Origin of the sequence: Thalassolituus hydrocarboniclasticus, assembly GCF_025345565.1 — a bacterium.
Taxonomy (GTDB): domain Bacteria; phylum Pseudomonadota; class Gammaproteobacteria; order Pseudomonadales; family Oceanobacteraceae; genus Venatoribacter; species Venatoribacter hydrocarboniclasticus.
Genome location: NZ_CP054475.1, coordinates 2,469,127 through 2,493,590, shown reverse-complemented (window position 1 = coordinate 2,493,590; position 24,464 = coordinate 2,469,127). Strand labels below are relative to the sequence as shown.

The window sequence follows — 24,464 nt, the reverse complement described above, 5'->3', positions numbered from 1 at the left end:
ATCAGTCCTTCGCTATGCGGCTGAAGGTGGCGCCTTTCTGGTCGCGGTATTTGGCATTTTCGCGTTTGTTATAAGGACGCAGTGCCGGGCTTGAAAGCATCTCAAACGACATGGCACAGATCACCATCCCCGGTCGCAGTGCCAGTGGCAGTTTGCCGTTGTTATAGAACTCCAGCACGATCTGCCCCTGCCAGCCCGGATCAATCCGTCCGGCAGTCACATGCACCATCAGGCCGAGGCGGGCGAGGGAGCTGCGGCCATCCAGCCAGCCAACCAGATCTTCGGGTACGCTGACCGATTCCAGCGTCGCGCCCAGCACCAGTTCGCCCGGGTGAATAAACAAAGCGTCATCGGCTTCAATCTCGATCTCTTTACTCATGATGCGGTTGATGTCGCGTTCAAGCTGAATGCGGTCACCGGACAGGTCGAGGTGAGTCACTGAGTTGTTGTTGAATACGCGGAAGCGGTGGTCGAGGCGCAGGTCTACGCTGATGCCGGCGATGGCATCGCTGGCTGGCTGTGGATCGATAACAATGCTGCCATCGGCAATGCGTTGTTCAATATCGCCGTCGCTGAGTCGCATGCTGTGCTTCCTGTGGAGTCAAAAGAGCAGGCAGTTTACCTGAAAAGCACAGTTGGGCGAAGACGGTGAGTTATCCGTCTTTGAGGTCGGTAATATCAATCTGATAGCGTGTTTTGCCTTTTTCCTTGTCAACCAGACGTACCAGCTGGTAGTCACGATCGATGGCAAACCAGGCAAAGACTTCGCGCCCTTTTTTCTGACGTATCTGTTCAACCTTGATGGTTTTCAGCTTACCTATCCGTGTACTCAGCTGCTCTTCGCCGATAATTCTGAACTGGAACTCTTTAACACGTTTTTTCTCAAACACCGGGTATGTCAGTTCTTTGCCGTGCAGGCCGTTTTCATAATCACTTTGCTGTGGCGCGGTTTGAGCAAGATCCAGACTGGCCTGCAGCATATAGGTAAGGTTGTCATGAACCTCATGTTCCCATGCCTTCGGGTAGTCTTTGTTGTTTTCCAGATCTTTAATCAGTTTCAGTTCCGGAGAAAACAGCAGTGTACGGTCGGGTTCGTTAAACAGGCCGCTGGCGCGGTAGTGATAGGCCAGTGGTGTTATCCGGCCGTTGTGAAGATTAAATTCGGAGGTTTCTTTTAAAGCTGCGGCGCTGGTTTCTGCTTCGAAGGTTAACAGCCAATGGCCACTGGCAAGCTGGCGCAAACTGCGCTTGGCTTCAACGTCAATGCTGAACCAGCCGAGTTTCCACTCTGTTTTGTAGTGCGCGGAAAAAGGCTTAAGGAGTGTCACTTCGCTTGCAGCTATGCTGACAGGTTTTGCTTTGGCGTCTGTTTTTTCTGCGGCAGTGGCAAAAGAAAAGGGTGTACAGACAAGCAGGGTAAAAGCGAGCAGGCGGGAATATAAAGAGGAAATCATAGAGGTCAGCCAAATCCGTTTGGCCAACAGTATATCGGAGCAAAATCAGGACGTCAGTTGCAATCCGGTCGCGGGAATCACATTTCCATCCAGGCGGGCAGTGTTGCCGGCCATGGTCAGGCGGCCTTCAACAAACCATTTAACCGCAATCGGATAAATTATGTGTTCCTGTATTTGTACGCGCGCTTGCAGGCTGGCAGCATCGTCACCGTCGTAAACCGGTACAACCGCCTGAATCACGTTCGGTCCGCCGTCCAGCTCTTCGGTCACAAAATGCACCGTCACACCGTGTTCATTCTCGCCATCATCAAGGGCACGCTGATGGGTATGCAGGCCCTGATATTTCGGCAGTAATGACGGGTGAATATTCAGCATGCGGCCATGATAATGAGCGACAAAATCCGGCGTCAGAATGCGCATAAATCCGGCCAGCACCACCAGATCGGGGGCATGTTCGTCGATTTCTGCCATCAGTGCGCGGTCAAAGTCTTCACGGCTGCTGAATTCTTTGTGATCCAGTACGGAGGCCGGCAGGTCGCGGTCGCGGGCTTTCTGCAGGCCCGCCGCTTCCGGACGGTTACAGATAACCGCGGCGATTTCGGCTTCCATACTGCCACTTTTAATGGCATCGGCAATGGCAACCATATTGCTGCCACTGCCGGAGATCAGAATCACGATACGCGGTACAGCAGGCTTATCGTGGGTGCTGCTGTCGTTCATAGACTGCGGTTACCGGTAAATTCAACCTGTTCGTCGGCGTCGTCTTTGGCCTGAATTTCACCAATCAGCCACGCCTGTTCGCCTTCGGCGTTGAGCAGGGCGATAGCGGCATCGGCTTTTTCTTCCGGCAGCGCGACAATCATGCCGACACCACAGTTAAAGGTGCGGAACATTTCTGCGGTAGCCACTTTACCGTTGCTCTGCAGCCATTCAAAAACCGCAGGCCATTTCCAGCTGTTGGTATCAATAACGGCTTTGCAGTCGTCAGGCAGAACGCGCGGAATGTTTTCCTGGAAACCGCCGCCGGTTACGTGGCACATAGCGTGTACGTCAGAGGCGTTAATCAGCTTCAGTGCGGATTTCACATAAATGCGGGTTGGCGCCATCAGTGCATCAGCAACCGGCTGACCATCCAGATCGGCGCTCAGGTCGGCACCAGATACTTCGATAATCTTACGGATCAGCGAGTAGCCATTGGAGTGCGGGCCGCTGGATGCCATCGCGATCAGCTTGTCGCCGGCTTTTACTTTGGAGCCGTCGATGATGTCGTCTTTCTCAACGATACCGACGCAGAAACCGGCCAGGTCGTAGTCTTCGCCTTCGTACATGCCCGGCATTTCGGCGGTTTCACCACCAACCAGAGAGGCTCCGGCCTGCTCGCAGCCATCACCGATACCGCTGACAACCGCGGCGGCTACGTCCACGTTCAGTTTGCCGGTGGCGTAGTAGTCGAGGAAAAACAGCGGCTCAGCGCCGGCAACTACCAGATCGTTGACACACATGGCAACCAGATCGATACCGATGGTGTCGTGTTTTTTCAGATCCATTGCCAGGCGCAGCTTGGTGCCTACACCGTCAGTGCCGGATACCAGAACCGGTTGGCGGTAGCCCTGTGGCAGCTCGAACAGGGCGCCGAAACCACCCAGTCCGGCCATCACTTCCGGGCGGCGGGTACGTTTGGCAACGCCTTTGATGCGTTCGACCAATGCATTTCCGGCGTCGATATCGACACCAGCGTCTTTGTAGCTCAGGGATTGTTGTTCACTCATGCCGTCGTCACTGGGTGGCCCATAGAAAGGCGCGTATTCTAACGATTTGTGCGCCGTCCTGCATCATGGAAATGAGCAAATCTGAGAGCGGCTGAAAGCTGTCTGTGTGGTCAGATTTTCGCGGGCGTGCTGTGAGGAAAGATGCCGGAAGGCACATTCTTATTTTGCGGCCTGCGGCACAATTTCGGACGCAGTAGTGGTTATGTTGAACATTCGTGGCACAATACCGCCCGATTTAAATATTCAGCTGTAAGGAACCTGTCTGTGCGTGCAGCCAGTCTGATTTTATTGTTGTTTCTAAGCCTTGGCAGTCATGCAGTGACCGTCTCTGACCTGTATCAGGTGCGTGTGCCGGTTACCGATCAGTCGCAGGACAGCCGCCAGAGCGGTATTCAGGATGCGCTGCAGCAGGTGCTGGTGAAGGTCTCCGGCCAGACGGCGAGTGTGCAGAATGAGACAGTACAGGCAGCGGCGGCCAATGCCGACCGTTATGTAAAAAGTTTTCGCTACAGCCGCGACGAAGCCGACGACAGTCTGCTGCTGGAAGTGTTATTTGCCCAGAACCTGATCGATTCCCTGTTAAAAGACGCGCAGCAGCCGGTATGGGGTAAAAGCCGTCCGCTGGTATTGCTGTGGCAGGGCGTTGAAGATGAGTTGCAGCGCAAGGCGCTGAACCAGAACAGCGGCGCCTGGCGGGCACGGCTTGAGCGCGCCATGAGTGAGCGCGGTATTCCTCTGTTATGGCCGGCGCAGGATCTGGAAGACGAGCTGATTCTGCCAGTAGAGCGCCTGTGGGGTTTATTTAAAGACGACGTGCAAAAAGCCTCTGCCCGTTACGCCGCCGATGCCTTTATAGCCGGGCGTTTGTCTCCGGGGCGCGATAATGGCTGGCTTTATCAGGGCTTTATTCAGCATAAGGGTGACTGGCTCGATCTGCAGGCTGAAGGTGAGGATGTGAATGCCGTGCTGCTGCAGGTGGCCGATCAGGTGGCTGGCTTTCTGTCTGCACGTTATGCCCTGCGCAGCGATGGTATTGCCGGTGGTCACCAGCTGATGATTCAGGGCGTGCAGAATTTCCGCCAGTATCACGATGTGATCAGTTATCTTAACGCCAATGTGGCGGTGAATTCGGTACGTGTGCTGGCGGTTAATCAGCAGGATTTAACACTGGAGCTGGATCTGGCGGCCGACTGGGCGCAGGTCTGGAGTACTCTGGCCCTGGATAAGCGCCTGCTCGCCACGGAGCAGGAGCAGGTTTTTCGCTGGCAGCCATAAATGCAGACCATGGATCATCATCAACAACTGACCCTCTCGGTCGCGGTGCGCGATGATGCGCGCTTTGCGAACTATTACGCCGGCCCGAACGAGCAGATCGTGCAAGCGCTGCAGCAGCAGTGGACGGTACATGGCGAGCCTTATCTGTATTTGTGGGGCGCGCCGGGCGTTGGCTGCAGCCATCTGCTGCAGGCTTCCTGCCATTATGCTGAAGGGCTGGGGCATCAAAGCGTCTATCTGCCGCTGGACGAACTGGTGGAATACAGCCCGGCAGTTCTCGATGCGATGGAGCAGTTACCGCTGGTTGCGCTGGATAATATTCAGGCCGTTGCCGGTCGTCCGGACTGGGAAGAGGGGCTGTTCCATTTATTTAACCGTATCCGCGACCGTCAGGGGCATCTGCTGATTGCCGCCAGTCAGGCGCCGGGTCATATCGGTGTGCAGCTGCCCGATCTCTCATCCCGCCTCAGTTGGGGCATGGTGTATCAGGTCGAGCCGCTGGAAGATAACGATAAAGTGCTGGCGCTGTTGCTGCGCGCCAAACGCCGTGGTCTGAATATGAGTGATGAAGTGGCGCGCTTTATTCTGACCCGTGGTCCGCGTGATATGCAGGGATTGTTTGATTTGCTGGAAACCCTCGATCAGGCTTCTTTGTCGGCCCAGCGTAAGCTGACCATTCCTTTTATTAAGGCGGAAATGGGCTGGTAAGTGGCCTTTTGCTGATATTTCCTCGTTCCTACGCTCCGCGTGGAAATGCAACTGCGCCAGTAAGGGCTACCACGCAGAGCGTGGGAGTCAGGTGAACAGCAGACATAAAAAAACCGCCAGCAGGCGGTTTTTTTATATGCGTTAAACGTGTCGTAAAAGCACTCAGCTGAGTGCTTTTTTGATGCGGTTCAGGGCATCTTCCAGAGTTTTCATGCTGGTCGCGAATGACAGGCGCATATAACCCGGTGAGCCGAAGGCAGAACCCGGAACCAGCGCGACACCGGCTTCCAGCAACAGTTTTTCGGCAAAGTCGACATCGTTATCGATACCGGCTTTATCCATCGCGCCTTTGACATTCGGGAATGCGTAGAAAGCGCCGTCGGCCGGGATGCAGCTGAAGCCCGGAATCTCGTTCAGGGTTTTCACCACGTAGTCGTGACGTTCTTTAAAGGCTTCAACCATTGGCAGAACGCAATCGCGGCCGCCATTCAGTGCCGCTTCTGCTGCGACCTGAGAAATGGAGGTCGGGTTAGAGGTGCTCTGCGACTGTACCTTCTTCATCGCGCCAATCAGCTTGGCCGGACCGGCGGCATAGCCGATACGCCAGCCGGTCATGCTGTACGCCTTGGATACACCGTTCAGTACGATGGTGCGGTCGTACAGTTCAGGGCAGACGGTGAGGATGTTTTCGAAGGCAAAATCTGCCCACCAGATGTACTCGTACATATCATCGGTGGCGATCATGATCTGCGGATGCTTTTTCAGAACGGCGCCCAGGGCCTTCAGTTCGTCAGCGGTATAAGCCACACCGGACGGGTTGGACGGGCTGTTCAGTACCACCAGTTTGGTGTTAGCGGTGATCGATGCTTCCAGCTGCTCGGCGGTGATTTTAAAGCGGGTGCTTTCATCGGTTTCGATAACCACCGGTACGCCACCGGCAATCACAACCATATCCGGGTAAGAAACCCAGTATGGCGCCGGAATAACCACTTCATCGCCCGGATTGATGTAGGCCAGAGCCAGGTTAAAGAAGCTCTGCTTGCCGCCGCAGGACACCAGAATCTGGTTGGCTTCGTAGCTCAGGCCATTGTCTTTCTGCAGCTTGTTAATAATCGCTTTCTTCAGACCCGGAGTACCGTCCACCGCGGTGTACTTGGTGAAGCCGTTGTTAATAGCCTCAACCGCCGCCTGCTTGATATGCTCGGGGGTATCGAAATCCGGCTCACCGGCACCCAGGCCAATAATGTCTTTGCCTGCAGCCTTGAGTTCGGCAGCACGGTTAGTCACGGCCAGTGTTGGGGAGGGCTTGATCTGTTGAACGCGATCAGACAATTGCAGATCCAAAATGTGTATCCTCAATAACGCGATGGTCGGCGGCAGAAACGGGCGTAAAGCGCCAAGTCCTGCCGGTAAAAAAAACCGTATAATGCTACTTGATTTAACCTATAACTGGAATCCTGATGAGCAAGGCATTTGAGCTTTCTGCCAAATATTCTCCCGCCGGTGATCAGCCGGAAGCCATCCGTCAGCTGGTCGGTGGTGTAAATGCCGGTCTGCTGAAGCAAACCCTGCTGGGTGTGACCGGTTCAGGCAAGACCTACACCATGGCTAATGTCATCGCTCAGTGTCAGCGCCCGGCCATTATCATGGCGCATAACAAGACCCTGGCGGCCCAGCTGTACGGTGAGTTTAAAGAGTTTTTCCCCAATAACGCGGTTGAGTATTTCGTTTCTTACTACGACTACTACCAGCCGGAAGCCTATGTGCCATCGTCCGACACCTTTATCGATAAGGATGCTTCGGTTAACGAGCACATTGAGCAGATGCGGCTGTCAGCAACCAAAGCGCTGATGGAGCGCCGCGATGCGGTGATTGTGGCCACCGTATCGGCGATTTATGGTCTGGGTGATCCGGACTCCTATCTGAAAATGATGCTGCACATTGTGCGTGGTGACCGCATTGATCAGCGCACCGTGCTGCGTCGTCTGGCTGAGCTGCAATACACCCGTAACGATATGGATTTTCATCGCGGTACTTACCGGGTGCGCGGTGATGTGATTGATATCTTCCCGGCGGAAAGCGACGACGAAGCGGTACGTATTGAGCTGTTTGACGACGAAGTGGAACAGATCAGCAGCTTCGACCCGCTGACCGGTGAGGTGCTGAACCGTCTGGCGCGGGTAACTATTTATCCGAAAACCCACTATGTGACCCCCCGCCAGCGCATCCTTGATGCGGTTGAAGGTATTAAGGTCGAGCTGGAAGAACGCCTGCAGTATTACCGCGATAATAATCTGTTGGTGGAAGCGCAGCGGCTGGAGCAGCGTACCCGTTACGATATCGAGATGATGCAGGAGCTGGGTTATTGCTCCGGTATCGAAAACTACTCGCGCTATTTATCCGGACGTGAAGAGGGCGCGCCACCGCCAACGCTGTTTGATTATATTCCCGATGATGCGCTGGTGTTTGTCGATGAATCCCATGTGACCATTCCGCAGATCGGCGGTATGTACCGCGGTGACCGCTCGCGTAAAGAAACCCTGGTGCAGTTTGGTTTCCGTCTGCCGTCGGCGCTGGATAACCGGCCGATGCGCTTTGAAGAATGGGAAGCCATTGTGCCGCAGTGCATTTTTGTTTCGGCGACGCCGGGTAATTATGAAAAAGAGCATCAGGATGCTGTGGTTGAGCAGGTGGTGCGTCCGACCGGTCTGATTGACCCTGAAATTGAAGTGCGTCCGGCCACCGGCCAGGTGGACGATGTGCTGCATGAATTGCGCGAGCGCGTCGCCAACGGCGAGCGGATTCTGATTACCGTGCTGACCAAACGCATGGCCGAAGACCTGACCGAGTTTTTGCTCGAGCAGGGTATCCGCGTGCGTTATCTGCACTCTGATATTGATACGGTTGAGCGGGTGGAAATTATCCGCGACCTGCGTCTGGGCGAGTTTGACGTGTTGGTGGGTATTAACTTATTGCGTGAAGGTCTGGATATTCCGGAAGTGTCGCTGGTGGCGATTTTCGATGCCGATAAAGAAGGCTTCCTGCGTTCCGAGCGCTCGCTGATTCAGACCATCGGCCGGGCTGCGCGTAACCTGAATGGTAAAGCGATTCTTTACGCTGACCGCATGACCGATTCGATGCAGAGAGCCATCGATGAAACCGACCGCCGCCGTGAAAAGCAAGTGGCTTTCAATACCGAGCATGGCATTACTCCGGTTGGGGTGACCAAGTCGGTGGAAGACATTCTCGAAGCGGCGCCACCGCCGGGTAAGAAAGGCAAAGGCAAGACCCGTGGGCGTAAAGTGGCTGAAGATCAGGCCGGTTATGCGGCGGATGACTGGCAGGCATTGTCTGCCGCTGAGTTGGTTAAGCGCGTGGCTAAAGTTGAAGATCAGATGTTTAAAGCGGCGAAAGATCTTAATTTTGAAGAAGCGGCGCGTCTGCGTGACTTATTGCATCAGATGAAAAATAAGGTGATCGAGAACAGCTGAGGCTGTTCTTGTTTCACTGACGCAGTCTGATAAAAAGCCACGTGCAGAACTGAAGCAAAGTGCAGAAACGAAAAAACCGGCCAGAGGCCGGTTTTTTTAATTCTGGTAGGACTAGCCAGATTCGAACTGGCGACCTCTACCATGTCAAGGTAGCGCTCTAACCAACTGAGCTATAGTCCTGAAGTGGCGCGTATATTAACGATGCCTTTTCGCGGGTGCAAGTGCTTTTCTTGTTTGTTAAACGAATTTCTGCGCGATAAGTGCTTGAAAAACAATCACCTGCGCAGTGCTCTGCATCCGCCAGGGGATGGCGGGGCACTGCTGTTGGTGATGTTAAGGCTTGCTGATCTGGTGTACCGATATACGGTTGCGACCATGCTGTTTGGAAAGGTAGAGCTGTTCATCGGCAATATTCAGCAGGCCGGCCAGCGTCAGATCGTCGCAATGCTCGCAGCTGCTGATGCCAAAACTTGCCTGAACATGAATGTCTGTGCCGTTGATTAACAGGGTATCGCTGTCCAGCGTCTGGCGGATGCGCTCGGCCAGTATGCGTGCCTGCGGCATATCGGTCTGTGGCAGCAGGATGGCAAACTCTTCGCCGCCAATACGGGCCAGAATGTCCGCATTCCTTATGGTTGCTTCGGCCAGCGTTGCAACCCTTTGTAAGACGGCATCACCGGCACTGTGTCCCCAGGTATCGTTGATCTGCTTAAAGTGGTCGAGGTCAAACATGATGATGGACGTCGGGCGACCAAAGCGCTGTGCCTCTTTCAGAACCTGTTCGCCCAGTTTAAAAAAGGCGCGGCGGTTATTCAGCCGGGTCAGGGCATCGGTGCCGGCCAGATATTCAGCTTCGCGGCGGGCTGCTTCCAGTTCCTGCTCCATACGTTTTCGGTCGGAGATATCGGTCGCAATTTCAATACGTACCAGACGACCATCGATCCAGCGGATGGCTTCATCGCGACACTGATACCAGTGCTTGTTCTGAGTGTTCTGGAATTCCCAGACGTATACCCCGGTTGGCTGCTGCTGTTCATCCAGCAGTTTATGATTGGTGCAGAACGTACAGGGGCCCTGCTGATCTTTCTGCAGATATTCCCAGCAGCGTTTGTTACCGGGTTCGCCCCATTTCTGGCGGGCATAATCGTTGATGAAAAGCAGCTCATAGGTCGACATGTCGGCGACATAAATCAGTGCATCAAGGCTGTTCAGAACGGTGACAACGGCAGCCCCCTGAGTCGCCTCTTGTGAGGCGTCCGGGGTGTTGTTCATGTTTGTTTCAGGAGGCTTAGTCATGTCAGAAAGGCTGGCTAATACAGCAATGAGCTTAGACGGCTGTGGCTGATGCGGCAATGCTGGCCAGAGAATTTCGCTCTGTCCTTATTGGCCGTAATGGCCGGCGGCGTTGTTGCAGTCGTATGCCGGAGGGGGCTGTAGCCTTGAGTGAATGCCCGGAGCCCCCTTTGAGCGTTATCACTTTATATCATTCTGCCGGCCGTATTGCTGCTGTGCCCAGTCGGGGTGTTTGTAGAGAATCCGCAGATCTTTATAGCGCCACACGTCCTTAAACATGTCGACCCAATCGTGTACCTGTAAATAAAAGGGATTGTAAGGTTTGGCAGGCATGCGGGTGACGCCGTATTTAATCTCGCCGGCGTCATCTTCTGCCCGGAAAGTACCGAACAGTTTGTCCCAGACAATAAAAATACCGCCGAAGTTGGTATCAATCTGCTTCGGATTGCTGCCGTGATGCACGCGGTGGTGTGACGGGGTATTCATAAATTTTTCCAGCCAGCCGAGCTTACGCACCTGCTCGGTGTGCATAAAAAACTGATAAACCAGATTGCCTTCAATGGCGAGCAGAACCCAGTTTTTATCAAAGCCAATCAGTGCCGCCGGAATCCACCAGAACAGCCAGGAGCCGGACAGGGCAAAGGTAAAGTTCTGGCGCAGCGCAGTGGAGAAATTCATATGTTCAGACGAATGATGGGTAACATGCACATTCCAGAACCAGCGCACTTTGTGCATCAGTACATGGTTGATGTAAAAGCAGAAGTCGATAAACACAATCAGCGCCAGCACGCTGAGAACAGACAGCTCCGGATTCCATTGCAGGCCGTAGTCGTACACCCACAAATAGAACGCCTGAATAAACAGCGCGATGGCAATACCATCGACCAGTTTGTAGGAAAAGCCGGTGGTCAGGTTGGCGAGGGTTTCGCGTGCATGGTAAATGCCGGTTTTTCCCTGACGGCGGGCATACCAGTATTCCGCCAGCATAACGCCAAGAAACAGGCCGCCAAAGGCGACGACGAAAAACAGGGCGTGCAGAACATCCTGCATATCTGGCTCCTTATTATTGTTGTTGTGACGTTCTACTTTAGTGCGTTGCTTTGGTTCTGAATTGACATTATCTGCCTTTGTTTTGACAATCTCTGCCAAGGTGGGCCGTAACAAAGAGAGGAGGGCATGATGACAATGCTGGCGCAGCTGCAGGTCAGTGGTGATCTGGCAGGTCTGGCGCGTTGCTTTCTTGAACAGGAGGGCGATACCCGCTGCGACTTATATGCCTATCTGCAGGGCTTTTCGGCCGACAGTCGCATCAGCTTCAGCCAGTGGTGGGAACTGCTTGAGCGTTTGCAGCAGCGTTATCCGCAGCGTCATATTGGTCTGGAGCTGGGGCAGCTGGTGCGGCCGGAGTTTGTCGGCGTACTGGGTTATTTGTTGCTGTCGAGTGAAACGGTGGCTGACGCTCTGCAGGGTTTTCAGCGTTATCAGCGGCTGCTGCACGATGGCGACCGGGCAACAGCCAGCCTGCAGGATGGTTGTCTGCGTCTGAGCTGGAGTACCGACTACGGCCCGTCGTCGCGCTTGTCGGATGAGGTGCTGGTGGTGGGGATGCTGACCTTTATCCGTCAGATGACAGCGCGGGCCGATTTAAGCCCGCAGGTGGTGCATTTTTCTTTTGCCGAGCCGGCCGATACTGAACCCTATCGCCAGACGCTGGGCTGTGAGGTGCTGTTTCAGCAGGCGCAAACCGCCATTCTGATCCGACCGGAATATCTGGCGTTGCCGGTCAATAACCACAATGCCGGCTTAAAGCAATTGCTGGAGCAGCAGGCTCAGGCATTAATGGATGTGCTGCCGCAGAGCGAAAGCTTTGTGCAGAGCCTGCGTACCGCACTGCTGAAAGCCTTACAGAGTGGCGAACCAACCTCGCGTACAGTTGCGCGCTTGCTGCATCTTTCCGAGCGCACATTATTCCGTCGTCTGGAAGAGTACCAGCTGGCCTTTAAAGAGGTGCTGGCGCAAACGCGTATGCAGCTGGCGAAAGAATATCTGAGTGAAGGTCGCCTGACCCACAGCGAAATTGCGTTGCTGCTGGGCTATTCCGAGCAGAGCGCCTTCAGCCGGGCGTTTAAGCGTGAAAGCGGATTATCGCCGCGCCAGTGGCTGCACCGGAGCTGAGGTTGCTGGCGTGATAAAACCCGCGGTTTACAGCACGCGGCGCGGTCTGTAGAGTACGTCCTCTTTTTTTATTCATGTGGCCTGTCGTGGGGGCCACCACTGACAAGGATCTGATATGCCTGTTATTACCCTTCCTGATGGTTCCAAACGCGAATTTGCCCAGCCGGTAACACTGCTGCAGGTGGCCGAAGATATTGGCCCCGGTCTGGCAAAAGCAACGGTATGTGGCCGTATTAATGGCCAGCTGGTGGACGCCTGTGAACTGATCACCGAAGACGCAAATATCACACTGATCACCGGTCGCGATGAAGAAGGTCTGGAAGTGATCCGTCACTCTTTTGCGCACCTGGTCGGACATGCGGTAAAGCAGCTGTACCCAACAGCAAAAATGGCAATCGGTCCTGTTATCGATAACGGCTTTTATTACGACATCGAGTTCGAGCGTCCTTTTACCCCGGAAGACGTCACCGCCATCGAAAAACGCGTTGGTGAGCTGATCAAGAAAGACTACGAAGTCATCAAGAAAATGACGCCGATTAAAGAAGCGCGTCGTGTTTTCGTTGACCGTGGCGAAGATTACAAAGTTGAGCTGATTGACGACCTGATTCAGAAAGGTGAAGAGGCCGTTGGTCTGTATCATCACGAAGAATACATCGACATGTGTCGTGGTCCACATGTGCCGAATACCCGTGTTATGCGTGTATTTAAGCTGATGCGTGTGTCCGGTGCATACTGGCGTGGTGACTCGCAGAACAAACAGCTGCAGCGTATTTACGGTACTGCCTGGAACGACAAAAAAGATCTGAAGGCCTACATCACCCGTATCGAAGAAGCGGAAAAACGCGATCACCGTAAACTGGCCAAGCAGCTGGACCTGTTCCACCTGCAGGAAGAAGCGCCGGGTATGGTGTTCTGGCACCCGAATGGCTGGACTATGTGGCAGGTGCTGGAACAGTACATGCGCAAAGTGCAGCAGGATGCCGGTTATCAGGAAATCAAAACACCGCAGGTAGTTGACCGTACCCTGTGGGAAAAATCCGGCCACTGGGAACACTATGGCGATGCCATGTTCACCACTGAGTCTGAGAAGCGTACTTACGCGGTTAAGCCGATGAACTGCCCGTGTCATATTCAGGTGTTCAATCAGGGGCTGAAGAGCTACCGCGACCTGCCGCTGCGTCTGGCAGAATTCGGTTCCTGTCACCGTAACGAGCCGTCCGGTGCACTGCACGGCATTATGCGTGTGCGTGGCTTTACCCAGGACGATGCACACATTTTTGTGTCGGAAAAGCAGATCCGTCAGGAAGCCTCTGACTTCATCAAGCTGACTCTGGCTGTGTACAAAGACTTCGGCTTCGATGCGGTGGAAATGAAGCTGTCCACCCGTCCGGAAGGCCGTATCGGTGATGACTCCCTGTGGGATCAGGCTGAAGCGGCACTCGAAGACGCGCTCAACGATGCGGGTCTGGAGTGGGAGCTGCAGCCGGGCGAAGGTGCCTTCTATGGTCCTAAAATTGAATTCTCACTGCGTGATTGCTTAAACCGCGTCTGGCAGTGTGGTACTGTGCAGCTCGATTTCATGCTGCCGGAGCGTCTTGGTGCTCAATACGTCGATGAAGACGGCGAGCGTAAAACACCAGTGATGCTGCACCGGGCGATTCTGGGCTCTTTCGAGCGCTTTATCGGAATTCTGATCGAGCACTATGCGGGTGCGATGCCGCCATGGCTGGCACCGCAGCAGGTATCGGTTCTCAATATCACCGACAATCAGGGTGAATATTGTCAGAATCTGGCCCAAAACCTGAAATCAAAAGGCTTCCGGGCCGTTGCGGACTTGAGAAACGAGAAGATCGGCTTTAAAATCCGCGAGCACACTTTGCACAAGGTACCCTACCTGTTGGTTGTAGGGGATAAAGAAGTAGAAGCAAACACCGTCGCTGTGCGTACCCGTAAAGGTGAAGACCTGGGTGTAATGAGCATCGATGCCTTTATAGAACTCTTAGAAGGCAGCATTGCACAGCGCGGACGGTTTGGAATGGAGAACTGATCATCAGACGCGATAACAGAAAGGGCGGCCGTCAAGACAATCGAGCTGCCATTAACGATCAAATTCGTGCAACCGAGGTACGTTTGATCGGCGCCGATGGAAGCCAGGTTGGTATCGTCAGTATTGAAGACGCTTTGCGTATGGCGGAAGAAGCAGCCCTGGATCTGGTACAGATTTCAGATGGCGATCCGATCGTATGTAAGGTGATGGACTTCGGTAAGAAGCTTTACGAAGAGAAGAAGCAAAAAGCCGAAGCCAAAAAACGCCAGCATCAGGTCCAGATTAAGGAAATGAAGTTCCGTCCGGGCACTGAAGAAGGTGATTATCAGATTAAATTACGTAATCTGACACGTTTCCTTGAGGGTGGTGATAAAGCGAAAGTGTCTCTGCGCTTCCGCGGTCGTGAGATGGCTCACCAGCATATCGGGATGGAGTTGATGAAACGCATTGAAGAGGACCTGAAGGAACTCGGCACTGTGGAACAACACCCGAAAATGGAAGGCCGTCAAATGGTGATGGTCATCGCCCCGGGTAAGAAGAAGTAGTCTGGTTCCTAAATGAATCACATAACCCCGGCTTAATGCCGGGTTTATGCGTTCTACCGACTGCTCGTTATGGCAGGTGTTATACAGGGTCTTAGTTTCTGTATGCACCATAACCTTTTGGAGTAACAAAATGCCTAAAATCAAAACTAAGAGCGGCGCAGCCAAGCGCTTCAAGAAGACCGCGAACGGCTTCAAACACCGTTGTGCGTTCCGTAGCCACATCCTGACCAAAAAGAGCACCAAGCGTAAGCGTCATCTGCGCGGTATGTCTCAGGTTCACGCCTCTGACGTTAAGCTGGTAGCACGCATGCTGCCTAATCTTTAATCGGTATTCAGGAGATAAACTATGGCTCGTGTAAAACGTGGTGTGATCGCTCGTCGTCGTCACAAAAAAATTCTGAAGCAGGCTAAAGGTTATTACGGTGCGCGTAGCCGTGTATTCCGTGTAGCTAAACAAGCTGTGATCAAAGCTGGTCAGTATGCTTACCGCGACCGTCGTCAGCGTAAGCGTCAGTTCCGTCAGCTGTGGATCGCGCGTATCAACGCCGGTGCACGTATTAACGGTCTGTCTTACAGCAAGTTCATCAACGGCCTGAAAAAAGCCGCTGTTGAAATTGACCGTAAAGTACTGGCTGATCTGGCGGTTAACGAAAAAGCAGCGTTTGCGGCTCTGGTTGAAAAAGCCAAGTCCAGCCTGTAATTTCACCGCTTAGCCGGAAAACGGTAATGGTCAGTGTGTAAGCTCTGACCAACGCCTGCGAAATAGGGGATGAGCTTAGGTAATCTAGGTGATTCCCCTATTTTTTTGTCAATCTGACGTCAATTGATGGATAGCAACGATGGAAAACCTTGAGGCCCTGACACAGCAAGCCCTGGCCGCCGTAAGTGAAGCGCAAGATGTAGCGGCGCTGGATCAGGTACGGGTTCAATTTCTGGGCAAAAAAGGGGAAATCACTTCCCTGATGAAAAACCTTGGCAGCGTGGCGCCGGAAGATCGTCCGAAAATGGGTGCGATCATCAACGAAGCCAAAGACCAGGTTGAAAATGCAATCAGCCAGCGTAAACAACTGCTGGAAAGTGCCGCTCTGGATGCCAAACTGGCCGCTGAAACCATCGACATTACTCTGCCGGGCAGAGCAATGCAGGAAGGCAGTCTGCATCCTGTTACCCGCACCATCGAACGTATCGAATCCTTTTTTGCCGGTGCCGGCTTCCAGGTGATGGAAGGTCCGGAAATCGAAGACGAATTCCATAACTTCGAAGCGCTGAATATTCCGTCGCACCATCCGGCGCGTGCTATGCACGACACTTTCTATTTTGACGCCGGACGCCTGCTGCGTACCCATACCTCGCCGGTACAGGTGCGCACCATGGAAGCCCAGCAACCGCCGCTGCGCATTATCTGCCCGGGTCGTGTTTACCGCTGCGATTACGATCAGACCCATTCCCCGATGTTCCACCAGATGGAAGGGTTACTGGTTGATAAGGGCGTCAGCTTCGCCGACCTGAAAGGCATTCTGCAGGAATTTATGGCCGCCTTCTTTGAAAAAGACATCAAGGTGCGCCTGCGTCCGTCGTATTTCCCGTTTACCGAACCCTCTGCAGAAATCGACATTGAATGGGTGATTGAAACCCCGGAAGGCACCAAAACCCGCTGGCTGGAAATTGGCGGCTGCGGCATGGTGCACCCGGAGGTGTTCCGCCATGTAGGCATCGATCCGGAAGAGTACACCGGTTTTGCCTTTGGTATGGGAATGGAGCGTATGGCGATGCTGCGTTACGGCGTTAACGACCTGCGTCTGTTCTTCGAAAATGATCTGCGCTTCCTGCAGCAGTTCCGTTAATCGCTTATTACAGGATTTAGTACAACATGAAATTCAGCGAACAATGGTTACGCGAGTGGGTGCAGCCGGCTGTCAGCACTGAAGAACTGGCCGCCCAGGTAACGATGGCTGGCCTCGAAGTTGACGGCGTAGAAGCCGTTGCCGGTATGTTCTCCGGCGTTGTGGTGGGCCAGGTAGTCAGCCGCGAACAACACCCGGATGCCGACAAACTCAGTCTGTGTCAGGTGACCGATGGCAATGAAACCTTCCAGATTGTCTGTGGTGCGGCGAACGTCCGTACCGGCCTGAAGATCCCGCTGGCGAAAATCGGAGCGGTGCTTCCCGGCGACTTTAAAATCAAGAAAGCCAAGCTGCGTGGCGTCGAGTCCTTCGGTATGTTGTGTGCCGAAGCCGAGCTGGGTATGGCCGAAAGCTCCGATGGTCTGATGGAATTACCGGAAGATGCACCGGTTGGCGCCGATTTCCGCGAATATATGAACCTCGATGATGCCATCATCGAAGTGGATCTGACCCCGAACCGCGCCGATTGCCTGAGCATGGCCGGTCTGGCGCGTGAAGTGGGCGTACTGAACAAAGCCGATCTGACCGAGCTGGTCGTTAACGCTGTAGCGCCTGCCATCGATGACAAACCTGCCATCGAAGTCTCGGCAGCCGAGCAGTGCCCGCGTTATCTGGGCCGTATCGTCAAAGGCGTCAACGTAAAAGCCGTTACACCATTATGGATGGTGGAAAAGCTGCGTCGTGGCGGTATCCGCTCCATTGATCCGGTGGTCGATGTTACCAACTACGTGATGCTGGAGCTGGGTCAGCCGATGCATGCTTTCGATCTGAAACAGATTGACGGTGGCATTCGTGTGCGTATGGCCGAGCAGGGCGAAAAACTGACGCTGCTCGATGGTCAGGACGTTGAACTGAACGCCGACACTCTGGTGATTGCCGACCACGCCAAGCCGCTGGCTATTGCCGGTATTATGGGTGGTGAGCACTCCGGTGTGGCGGACGATACGCAGGATCTGCTGCTCGAAGCAGCTTTCTTTGCACCGCTGGCGATTGCCGGCCGTGCCCGTAACTATGGCCTGCATACCGATTCTTCCCACCGCTTTGAGCGTGGTGTTGATTACAATCTGGCGGCCAAAGCCATGGAACGTGCGACAGCATTGCTGCTGGATATCTGCGGTGGTCAGCCCGGCCCTGTGGTGGAAGTGGCAAGTGAAGCGCATCTGCCAAAAGCGCCGACCATTCACCTGCGTCGTGCCCGTGCCGAGCTGATTCTGGGCCTGAAGCTGGCCGATAGCGAAATTGAAGACATCCTCACCCGTTTGGGTATGCAGCTGACTGCGACCGACGATGGCTGGGATGTGGTTGCGCCAAGCTACCGCTTCGATATGGCGATTGAATCTGACCTGATCGAAGAACTGGCCCGTATCTACGGTTACGAGCGCCTGCCGGTGCGTCTGCCAAGTGCGGCCTCGCCGCTGGCGCGCGTGGCTGAAAACCGCCTGAGCATGGGTGATCTGCGTCGTCATCTGGTGGCACGCGGTTATCAGGAAGCCATTACCTACAGCTTTGTTGAACCTCAGCTGCAGAAATCCATGGACCCTGACCATGCACCGATTGCACTGCTGAACCCGATTTCGGCAGAAATGTCGGTGATGCGTACCGATCTGCTCGCCGGTCTGGTACAGGCGGTCAGCTACAACCTCAAACGTCAGCAGCCGCGTGTGCGTCTGTTCGAAACCGGCCTGCGCTTTGTGCCACAGGCCGATGGCCAGCTGGATCAGATTCCGACACTGGCTTTTGCTCTGACGGGCAATCGTCTGCCGCAGTCCTGGGCTGATACCGATGCCGGCGTCGATTTCTTTGATGCCAAAGGCGATGTGGAATCCCTGCTGGCACGTACCGGTCAGCTGAGCCGCTACCGTTTTGTCGCGGCAAGCCATCCGGCGTTGCATCCGGGCCAGACTGCACGCATCGAAAAGCTCGACGCGGACGGTCAGTGGCAGGAAGTTGGCGTAATGGGTGCGCTGCATCCGAGCCTGCAGAAGCCTCTGGGCGTTAAGCAGGCGCTGTATCTGGTGCAGCTGGATCTGGCGGCAGTGCGTGAGATTGCGATTCCGGATTTCTCCGAATTGTCGAAGTTCCCGGAAATGCGCCGCGATCTGGCTCTGGTGGTCGCTCAGGATGTGCAGGTTGATCAGGTTTTACAGGCAATCCGTGCGAAAGCAGGGGATTACCTGACAAAGCTCAACCTGTTTGATGTGTATGTCGGCAAAGGCATTGATCCAGATAGAAAAAGTCTGGCTTTGGGGTTGACCTGGCAGCATCCTTCGCGCACATTAACTGATGAAGAAGTGAACGATTCTGTTTCATCAGTACTGGCTCATCTTGAAGAGAGCTTGGGAGCAACGCTAAGGGGTTAGCATGACCGCTTTGACCAAAGCAGAACTGGCAGAAAAACTGTTCGAAGATCTTGGTCTCAACAAGCGCGAGGCGAAAGATATGGTGGATCTCTTTTTTGATGAGATCCGCGATAGCTTAAGCCGTAATGAGCAGGTGAAGTTGTCGGGTTTCGGCAACTTCGACCTGCGTGATAAGCGTCAACGGCCGGGTCGCAATCCAAAAACAGGCGAAGAAATCCCTATCTCCGCCCGTCGCGTTGTGACCTTTAAGCCGGGGCAAAAACTTAAGGTTCGGGTAGAGGCGTATGCTGGAACCCAGCCACAATAACGAACTTCCCCCCATCCCCGCCAAGCGCTATTTCACCATCGGTGAAGTGAGCGAATTGTGCGATGTGAAACCTCATGTTCTGCGTTACTGGGAACAGGAATTTCCACAACTCAGTCCGGTGAAACGCCGTGGCAACCGCCGTTATTACCAGCGTCAGGATGTGATCCTCGTGCGTGAAATCCGCGCCTTGCTCTACCACGAAGGCTACACCATCGGTGGTGCGCGTCAGCGTCTGAGTGAAGAGGGTGAATCCAATGCCGTGGCGATGGATCAGGCACTCATCAAAAACATGATTGCCGAGCTTAAAGAACTGGCCGATTTACTCAGCCCGGACAACCGTTCCTGAGCCTCCCGCACAGTCCCGCATTCTAAAAAAATCTTTAACTTTTCAGTGGCTTAAGTATACTTGAGCGCGTTCTTAAGGGGCTTTTCAGCTCGTTTCTGAACATGTGTCGGGGCGTAGCGCAGCCTGGTAGCGCACTTGCATGGGGTGCAAGGGGTCGCGAGTTCGAATCCCGCCGTCCCGACCAATTTCCAGAATTCCTATAAAAAGGCCAGTCAGCGATGACTGGCCTTTTTTATTTTATTGCACTGAACAGCGCTTAATAATAAATCTTTTTTATCCCGCTTTTATTCATCCCTCAGCGCCTCAATCGGACTTAATTTAGCCGCCTGCCAGGCCGGACCCATGCCGGCCATTAAGCCAATCAGTGCGGAAAAAATAAGGGAAATCATCAGGTACAGCGGGCTGGGTTGTATCGGGAAGTCCGGCATTATTAAACCGGTGATGGCGAGCAGGGCGAGGGCGCCAAACATGCCGGCGAGGGCACCAATAACCGATAATAAGACGGCCTCGCCAAGAAACAGGCTGAGCAGTTGCCGGCGGGAAATACCAATGGCGCGCAGCAGACCGATTTCCGGCGTGCGCTCGCGTACGTTGGTGGTCATGATGGTGAAAATGCCGACGCCGCCGACCAGTAATGAGATGGAGCCGAGCGCGGCAACGCCCATGGTCAGCACCGACAGAATGCTGTTCAGGCTTTCCAGCATTTCGTCCTGAGTGACGATGGTAAAGTCTTCCTGACCGTGGCGTTCGATGAGCCGTTTGCGCACAATGTCGCGCATATTTTCTGAGGTGGTGGCGGCGGAGAACACCACGTCTACTTCCATTAATCCTTCGCGGTTAAACAGTGTCAGTGCGCGGTCGGCGGGAATGTAGACCATGTCGTCGAGGTCGAAGCCGAGCATGCTGCCTTTGGGTTTCATCACACCAATGACGCGAAAGCGCTGACCACCAACGCGGATAAACTGCCCCAGCGCATTGCTGCCTTTAAATAATTCCTGCCAGACCTTATGGCCAAGCACAACAAAGGCGCGCGAATTACCGCCCTGGGCTTCGGGCAGAAAGCGCCCGCTGGCCAGCGGAAAATCCCAGGCCTGTACCATGCTCGGTGTGGTGCCATAAATATCGGTGTTGCGTACCCGCTCGCCAAATTCAATTGGGCCGGTGCCCTGCACGCTGGCGACCACGTGTTCGGCGTAGGGCAGGTTAATCAGGCTGCGGTAATCTTCCATGGTCAGCAGGCGTACCGAGTTGAGCACACCGCCCATACCGGCGGTGTCGTTCTTGCCCGGACTGACGGCAATAATGCGGGTGCCAAACTGTGAGAAGTTATCCATCACATACATGCGTACGCCTTCGCCCAGCGAAGTCAGCAGGGTAACGGCGGCAATACCAATGGCGATGCCAAGCGCGGTGAGCAGGCTTTTCAGCGGGTTGTAGCGCACGGAGGAAAACACCAGATGTAACCAGTCAGTGCTGTGCATTGGGCCTCCTATTTGCCGTTCTGATGTTGCAGGGCGGTAACCGGCGCCATATGTGCGGCGCGGCTGGCGGGAATCCAGGAAAACAAAAAGCCGCAGCCTACGGCAATGGCGGTGGCCGCGACGGTAGCCCATAAGGGAGCAGCAAAAGGAATTTCCGGATAACGGATGCGCACCAGCCATAACAGAATTTCGGCCAGCAGGGTGCCCAGCAGGGCGCCAAACAACGACAGCATTACCGCTTCGGTTACAAACAGCTGGCGCACTTCGCGGCTGGAAGCCCCCAGCGCTTTCAGCAGGCCGATTTCGGCGGTGCGCTGCGATACGGTAATTAACGTCATGTTCATAATCAGTACGCCGGCGACAAACAGGCTGATGGCACCGATACCGGCAATGGCAAAGGTCAGCACCGAGAGAATACTGTCGAAGGCTTTCAGCAGTGAGTCGGGAGTAATCAGGGTGACGTCGAGCTGGCCGTCGTGGCGCTCGCGCATAATGTCTTCGATCTGGCGGCTTAACACGCCCATGCCCATGGCCGAGCGCACATCAATCATTACCCGGAACACGCCTTCGGTATTAAACAGCTGCATACTGCTGGCCACCGGCATGATCAGCGCTTCGCTCATATTCATGCCGAGGCCGGTGCCGGTATCGGCCAGAATACCAATCACCCGGCAGCGGTAGGTGTCGATGCCAACCCACTGGCCAAGTGCCTGTTCGGCGGCAAACAGTTCTTGTTTTAATGTGGTGCCGATCACACAGACCGGGCTTGGCTGATCGAGTGGCAACTCAGGCAGAATCTGGCCGCGTGCCAGCTGAATATGGCGGATATCGAAGAAGGTGCTGTTGGTGCCCAGCACCAGGGTTTCGCGGCTGCGAGCGCCGCGCGAGATTTCGGCATTACCGACGACCAGCGGAGCAATACGCTCCACTTCGGGCAGGCGCAGCAGGCTCTGGGCATCCTGCAGGGTAATATCGCGCGTGCCTTCGCCAGTCATCGGTGGCATACCGCCGGAGGTTTCTTTGCGCCCCGGCAGCATAATCAGAATGTCTTTTCCCAGTACCGAAAATTCGCCCAGCACATACTGGCGCGCGCCTTCACCGAGGCCGGTTAATAACACCACCGCGAGTACACCAATTGACATCGCAATCAGCTGCATCAGCGTGCGGAAGCGCTGACGCAGCAGGGCGCGGATGCTGAAATTAAGCTGGTCGCGGGTGCGGATCATGGTGCGTCGCTCTGATCGGTACGGCTTTGAGTGTCTGAAGAAGGCGTACGGTCATCGCTGACGATCACGCCATCCACCATACGGATACGGCGGCTGGCGCGGCGGCCCAGATCGGCATCGTGGGTAACCACAACTAAGGTAATGCCGTCGGCATTCAGCTCTTCCAGCAGCTGTACGACTTCGGCACCGGACTGACTGTCGAGGTTACCGGTTGGTTCATCGGCGAGCAGCAGGCGCGGTTTCATAATAATGGCGCGGCCAATGGCTACGCGCTGACGCTGGCCGCCGGATAACTGATTGGGTAAATGTCCGGCGCGGCTGCCAAGGCCCAGACGCTCAATCACCGGTGCCAGCCGGCGTTTGCGTTCTGCCGGTGCAATGCCGGCCAGAATTAACGGCAGCTCGATATTTTCGCTGGCACTTAAACGCGGAATTAAATGGTACGACTGAAAAACAAAACCGATATGGCTGCGGCGGTAAACCGCGCGTTGTTCTTCACTCATGGGCACGGTATCGGCACCGTTCAGCCAGTACTGGCCATTATCCGGTACATCGAGCAGGCCGAGCATATTCAGCAGGGTAGATTTACCGGAACCGGATGGCCCCATTACCGATAAATATTCACCGGCCTGAATACTCAGGCCAATATTATTCAGCGCGTGTACCGGCTCATCACCGAGCAGGAAGGTTTTATTTACCCCCTGCACACGGATGAGTGCGGTGTTGGCTGCAGCTGCAGATTTGGCCTGGTTCATGGCTGATCAGCCTGACGCTTATCGCCGTCGTCGATGACCGTCACTTCGGCACCATCGACCGCTGCCGGATTATCTAGGGATAACAACACCGGCTGGCCAGCGTCTAAGCCTTCTTTTACTTCGGTCCAGGTCCAGTTACTCAGGCCCAGGGTCAGCGCTTTTTTCTGCAGGGTTTTACCGTCAGCAGCCAGAGTCAGCACATGATTACCTTCAAGCAGCGCTTCGCTGGGAATACGCAATGCCTGCGGACTGGCGGCGGTAATTACTTCAATATCGGCGCTGTAGCCAACCAGCAACTGCACATCGTCGGGCAGGGCATTTAAGGTGACATCCACATTCACTGTGCGTGCCTGCTTTTCTTTATCTTCCACGTAAGGGGCAATGCGGCTGACCTTGCCGGTAAAGGCCTGATCGCGGAAGGCATCGAGGGTTACCCGTGCATCCATACCGACGCGGATTACTGAAGCGTCCACCTCGTCGATCGGTGCGCGCACATACAGGCAGCGCTCGTCGATCAGATCAATGGCGGGGGGGGTGGCAACACCTGGCGGAGAAGGGGTGGCGTATTCGCCGACCTCGCCATTCACTTCGGCAACAATACCGGCGAACGGCGCGCGCAATTGTGTCTGCGCTAAGCGTGCCTGCTGCACCGCCACGCTGGCTTTGGCATTCTGCACCTGAGCTTCATTCTGCTGGCAGCTTAAACGGGTAATTTCGGCACTGGTTTCTACCCGGTCGAGCTGTTCGGCTGAGGCCAGTTGTTTTTTGAATAATTCACGCTGGCGTTTTACTTCGCGCTCATCGGCCTGAGCCTGACGGCAGGCGGAGGCTTTATTTAATTCCGCCATGCGCACCTGTGCCTTGCTTTGCTCCAGTGCGGCTTTTAAATCGTCGTTCCATAATTCCAGCAATAATGTACCGGCTTCGACTTTATCGCCCTGATCAACGTATAAATGATTCACCTGTCCGCCCAGCGCCAGAGAAAGGCGGGAGCGTTGGCAGGCTTTAATAGTGCCTGAGCGGGTATTGGAAACCAGTGCTTCGACCAGTCCCGGAGCAGCCTGACCCATGCGTACTTCGATGGGTTTAGCGGGGCGCAGCATAAAGGCGGCAACCAGAGCGGCCAGAATGGCGGCGGATATCAGCAGTTTTTTCACGGTATAACGTCCTGTTGCGGCAGCTGTGGAGTTACCTTAGAGCTTTTTCATATGCTTGCCCAGTGATATAAGTCATAGGATTATTCCTGCTGCTGCAACACAATTCCCTTTTTATAGGGCACAGTCAGTTCAGCCTCTGTTCACGCTTTATTATTCTTACTGATCACCGAT

23 protein-coding genes and 2 tRNA genes are annotated in these 24,464 nt (G+C 54.5%); 13 read left to right on the top strand and 12 right to left on the bottom strand.

Annotation, left to right across the window (positions count from 1 at the left end; all coding sequences use genetic code 11):
- Window position 1 precedes the first annotated feature (1 nt).
- From dcd to purM, 4 genes are all read right to left on the bottom strand, one after another.
- A complete protein-coding gene (gene dcd / locus HUF19_RS11085; protein WP_260996695.1) occupies window positions 2-583 on the bottom strand; it encodes a dCTP deaminase in 582 nt (193 codons plus the stop codon).
- Window positions 584-653: 70 nt separating this feature from the next.
- The gene (locus HUF19_RS11080; RefSeq protein WP_260996694.1) at window positions 654-1,454 is read right to left on the bottom strand and encodes a DUF3108 domain-containing protein; all 801 of its coding nucleotides are present in this window, start codon (window positions 1,452-1,454) and stop codon (window positions 654-656) included.
- 45 nt (window positions 1,455-1,499) lie between these two features.
- Window positions 1,500-2,174, bottom strand: a complete 675-nt coding sequence (gene purN / locus HUF19_RS11075; protein WP_260996693.1) for a phosphoribosylglycinamide formyltransferase — start codon at window positions 2,172-2,174, stop codon at window positions 1,500-1,502.
- A complete protein-coding gene (gene purM / locus HUF19_RS11070) occupies window positions 2,171-3,223 on the bottom strand; it encodes a phosphoribosylformylglycinamidine cyclo-ligase (protein WP_260996692.1) in 1,053 nt (350 codons plus the stop codon). The genes purN and purM overlap by 4 nt, the downstream gene beginning before the upstream one ends.
- Before the next feature lie 264 nt (window positions 3,224-3,487).
- Here purM and HUF19_RS11065 point away from each other — a divergent pair, with 264 nt between their 5' ends.
- Together HUF19_RS11065 and hda are read left to right on the top strand one after the other, a co-directional pair.
- Window positions 3,488-4,498, top strand: a complete 1,011-nt coding sequence (locus HUF19_RS11065; RefSeq protein WP_260996691.1) for a DUF2066 domain-containing protein — start codon at window positions 3,488-3,490, stop codon at window positions 4,496-4,498.
- Window positions 4,499-5,206: a DnaA regulatory inactivator Hda gene (hda, locus tag HUF19_RS11060; protein ID WP_301332378.1), complete on the top strand. Its 708-nt coding sequence runs from the start codon at window positions 4,499-4,501 to the stop codon at window positions 5,204-5,206.
- Between the two features lie 162 nt (window positions 5,207-5,368).
- Here the strand turns inward: hda and HUF19_RS11055 are convergent, their stop codons facing one another.
- Entirely contained in the window at window positions 5,369-6,553 is a 1,185-nt protein-coding gene (locus HUF19_RS11055) for a pyridoxal phosphate-dependent aminotransferase (protein WP_301332385.1), read from the bottom strand.
- A gap of 113 nt (window positions 6,554-6,666) precedes the next feature.
- On the opposite strand from HUF19_RS11055, the gene uvrB reads away from it, so the two are divergent.
- On the top strand, window positions 6,667-8,697 hold the full coding sequence (gene uvrB / locus HUF19_RS11050; protein WP_260996690.1) for an excinuclease ABC subunit UvrB: 2,031 nt from the start codon (window positions 6,667-6,669) through the stop codon (window positions 8,695-8,697).
- Window positions 8,698-8,800: 103 nt separating this feature from the next.
- On the opposite strand, the gene HUF19_RS11045 is transcribed toward uvrB, so the two are convergent.
- The 3 genes from HUF19_RS11045 to HUF19_RS11035 all read right to left on the bottom strand — a co-directional run bounded on the left by HUF19_RS11045 (window position 8,801) and on the right by HUF19_RS11035 (window position 11,040).
- Window positions 8,801-8,877, bottom strand: a tRNA-Val gene (locus HUF19_RS11045).
- A 153-nt stretch (window positions 8,878-9,030) separates the two neighbouring features.
- Entirely contained in the window at window positions 9,031-9,969 is a 939-nt protein-coding gene (locus HUF19_RS11040; RefSeq protein ID WP_260996689.1) for a GGDEF domain-containing protein, read from the bottom strand.
- 201 nt (window positions 9,970-10,170) lie between these two features.
- Window positions 10,171-11,040 (bottom strand): sterol desaturase family protein, encoded by an 870-nt coding sequence (locus tag HUF19_RS11035; protein ID WP_260996688.1) that lies wholly within the window; start codon window positions 11,038-11,040, stop codon window positions 10,171-10,173.
- 126 nt (window positions 11,041-11,166) lie between these two features.
- On the opposite strand from HUF19_RS11035, the gene HUF19_RS11030 reads away from it, so the two are divergent.
- The 10 genes from HUF19_RS11030 to HUF19_RS10985 all read left to right on the top strand — a co-directional run bounded on the left by HUF19_RS11030 (window position 11,167) and on the right by HUF19_RS10985 (window position 19,858).
- On the top strand, window positions 11,167-12,165 hold the full coding sequence (locus HUF19_RS11030; protein WP_260996687.1) for an AraC family transcriptional regulator: 999 nt from the start codon (window positions 11,167-11,169) through the stop codon (window positions 12,163-12,165).
- A gap of 115 nt (window positions 12,166-12,280) precedes the next feature.
- Window positions 12,281-14,212 carry a threonine--tRNA ligase gene (gene thrS / locus HUF19_RS11025; RefSeq protein ID WP_260996686.1) on the top strand — a complete coding sequence of 644 codons (1,932 nt, stop codon included), beginning with the start codon at window positions 12,281-12,283 and terminating at the stop codon, window positions 14,210-14,212.
- 83 nt (window positions 14,213-14,295) lie between these two features.
- Window positions 14,296-14,757, top strand: coding sequence for a translation initiation factor IF-3 (gene infC, locus HUF19_RS11020; protein ID WP_436317707.1), 462 nt, complete (start codon window positions 14,296-14,298; stop codon window positions 14,755-14,757).
- Window positions 14,758-14,887: 130 nt separating this feature from the next.
- Complete coding sequence (rpmI, locus tag HUF19_RS11015; protein ID WP_145470287.1) at window positions 14,888-15,082, top strand: 50S ribosomal protein L35; 195 nt, start codon at window positions 14,888-14,890, stop codon at window positions 15,080-15,082.
- A gap of 21 nt (window positions 15,083-15,103) precedes the next feature.
- On the top strand, window positions 15,104-15,457 hold the full coding sequence (gene rplT / locus HUF19_RS11010; RefSeq protein WP_230331460.1) for a 50S ribosomal protein L20: 354 nt from the start codon (window positions 15,104-15,106) through the stop codon (window positions 15,455-15,457).
- A gap of 139 nt (window positions 15,458-15,596) precedes the next feature.
- The gene (gene pheS / locus HUF19_RS11005) at window positions 15,597-16,601 is read left to right on the top strand and encodes a phenylalanine--tRNA ligase subunit alpha (protein WP_145470290.1); all 1,005 of its coding nucleotides are present in this window, start codon (window positions 15,597-15,599) and stop codon (window positions 16,599-16,601) included.
- 26 nt (window positions 16,602-16,627) lie between these two features.
- Entirely contained in the window at window positions 16,628-19,021 is a 2,394-nt protein-coding gene (gene pheT / locus HUF19_RS11000; protein WP_260996685.1) for a phenylalanine--tRNA ligase subunit beta, read from the top strand.
- A gap of 1 nt (window position 19,022) precedes the next feature.
- Window positions 19,023-19,328: an integration host factor subunit alpha gene (gene ihfA / locus HUF19_RS10995; protein WP_015487305.1), complete on the top strand. Its 306-nt coding sequence runs from the start codon at window positions 19,023-19,025 to the stop codon at window positions 19,326-19,328.
- Window positions 19,306-19,674 carry a MerR family transcriptional regulator gene (locus HUF19_RS10990; RefSeq protein ID WP_260996684.1) on the top strand — a complete coding sequence of 123 codons (369 nt, stop codon included), beginning with the start codon at window positions 19,306-19,308 and terminating at the stop codon, window positions 19,672-19,674. The genes ihfA and HUF19_RS10990 overlap by 23 nt, the downstream gene beginning before the upstream one ends.
- 107 nt (window positions 19,675-19,781) lie before the next feature.
- Window positions 19,782-19,858 (top strand) — tRNA-Pro (locus HUF19_RS10985).
- A gap of 100 nt (window positions 19,859-19,958) precedes the next feature.
- Here the strand turns inward: HUF19_RS10985 and HUF19_RS10980 are convergent.
- Genes HUF19_RS10980 through HUF19_RS10965 form a run of 4 tightly spaced genes read right to left on the bottom strand, consistent with a single transcriptional unit; the run spans window position 19,959 to window position 24,293 of the window.
- Window positions 19,959-21,155: an ABC transporter permease gene (locus tag HUF19_RS10980; RefSeq protein ID WP_260996683.1), complete on the bottom strand. Its 1,197-nt coding sequence runs from the start codon at window positions 21,153-21,155 to the stop codon at window positions 19,959-19,961.
- A gap of 8 nt (window positions 21,156-21,163) precedes the next feature.
- Window positions 21,164-22,381: an ABC transporter permease gene (locus HUF19_RS10975; protein WP_260996682.1), complete on the bottom strand. Its 1,218-nt coding sequence runs from the start codon at window positions 22,379-22,381 to the stop codon at window positions 21,164-21,166.
- Complete coding sequence (locus HUF19_RS10970; RefSeq protein ID WP_260996681.1) at window positions 22,378-23,136, bottom strand: ABC transporter ATP-binding protein; 759 nt, start codon at window positions 23,134-23,136, stop codon at window positions 22,378-22,380. Before HUF19_RS10970 ends, HUF19_RS10975 begins: the two co-directional genes overlap by 4 nt.
- Window positions 23,133-24,293, bottom strand: a complete 1,161-nt coding sequence (locus tag HUF19_RS10965) for an efflux RND transporter periplasmic adaptor subunit (protein ID WP_260996680.1) — start codon at window positions 24,291-24,293, stop codon at window positions 23,133-23,135. Before HUF19_RS10965 ends, HUF19_RS10970 begins: the two co-directional genes overlap by 4 nt.
- Between the last annotated feature and the right edge of the window lie 171 nt (window positions 24,294-24,464).

Coding starts and splice junctions, on each gene's coding strand:
- rpmI (WP_145470287.1), top strand. CDS start 14,888: ATGCCTAAAATCAAAACTAAGAGCGGCGCAGCCAAGCGCTTCAAGAAG.
- pheT (WP_260996685.1), top strand. CDS start 16,628: ATGAAATTCAGCGAACAATGGTTACGCGAGTGGGTGCAGCCGGCTGTC.
- purN (WP_260996693.1), bottom strand. CDS start 2,174: ATGAACGACAGCAGCACCCACGATAAGCCTGCTGTACCGCGTATCGTG.
- purM (WP_260996692.1), bottom strand. CDS start 3,223: ATGAGTGAACAACAATCCCTGAGCTACAAAGACGCTGGTGTCGATATC.
- hda (WP_301332378.1), top strand. CDS start 4,499: ATGCAGACCATGGATCATCATCAACAACTGACCCTCTCGGTCGCGGTG.
- HUF19_RS10970 (WP_260996681.1), bottom strand. CDS start 23,136: ATGAACCAGGCCAAATCTGCAGCTGCAGCCAACACCGCACTCATCCGT.
- rplT (WP_230331460.1), top strand. CDS start 15,104: ATGGCTCGTGTAAAACGTGGTGTGATCGCTCGTCGTCGTCACAAAAAA.
- HUF19_RS11035 (WP_260996688.1), bottom strand. CDS start 11,040: ATGCAGGATGTTCTGCACGCCCTGTTTTTCGTCGTCGCCTTTGGCGGC.
- HUF19_RS10980 (WP_260996683.1), bottom strand. CDS start 21,155: ATGCACAGCACTGACTGGTTACATCTGGTGTTTTCCTCCGTGCGCTAC.
- thrS (WP_260996686.1), top strand. CDS start 12,281: ATGCCTGTTATTACCCTTCCTGATGGTTCCAAACGCGAATTTGCCCAG.
- HUF19_RS10990 (WP_260996684.1), top strand. CDS start 19,306: ATGCTGGAACCCAGCCACAATAACGAACTTCCCCCCATCCCCGCCAAG.
- dcd (WP_260996695.1), bottom strand. CDS start 583: ATGCGACTCAGCGACGGCGATATTGAACAACGCATTGCCGATGGCAGC.
- ihfA (WP_015487305.1), top strand. CDS start 19,023: ATGACCGCTTTGACCAAAGCAGAACTGGCAGAAAAACTGTTCGAAGAT.
- pheS (WP_145470290.1), top strand. CDS start 15,597: ATGGAAAACCTTGAGGCCCTGACACAGCAAGCCCTGGCCGCCGTAAGT.
- HUF19_RS11080 (WP_260996694.1), bottom strand. CDS start 1,454: ATGATTTCCTCTTTATATTCCCGCCTGCTCGCTTTTACCCTGCTTGTC.
- HUF19_RS11040 (WP_260996689.1), bottom strand. CDS start 9,969: ATGAACAACACCCCGGACGCCTCACAAGAGGCGACTCAGGGGGCTGCC.
- HUF19_RS10975 (WP_260996682.1), bottom strand. CDS start 22,381: ATGATCCGCACCCGCGACCAGCTTAATTTCAGCATCCGCGCCCTGCTG.
- uvrB (WP_260996690.1), top strand. CDS start 6,667: ATGAGCAAGGCATTTGAGCTTTCTGCCAAATATTCTCCCGCCGGTGAT.
- HUF19_RS11030 (WP_260996687.1), top strand. CDS start 11,167: ATGATGACAATGCTGGCGCAGCTGCAGGTCAGTGGTGATCTGGCAGGT.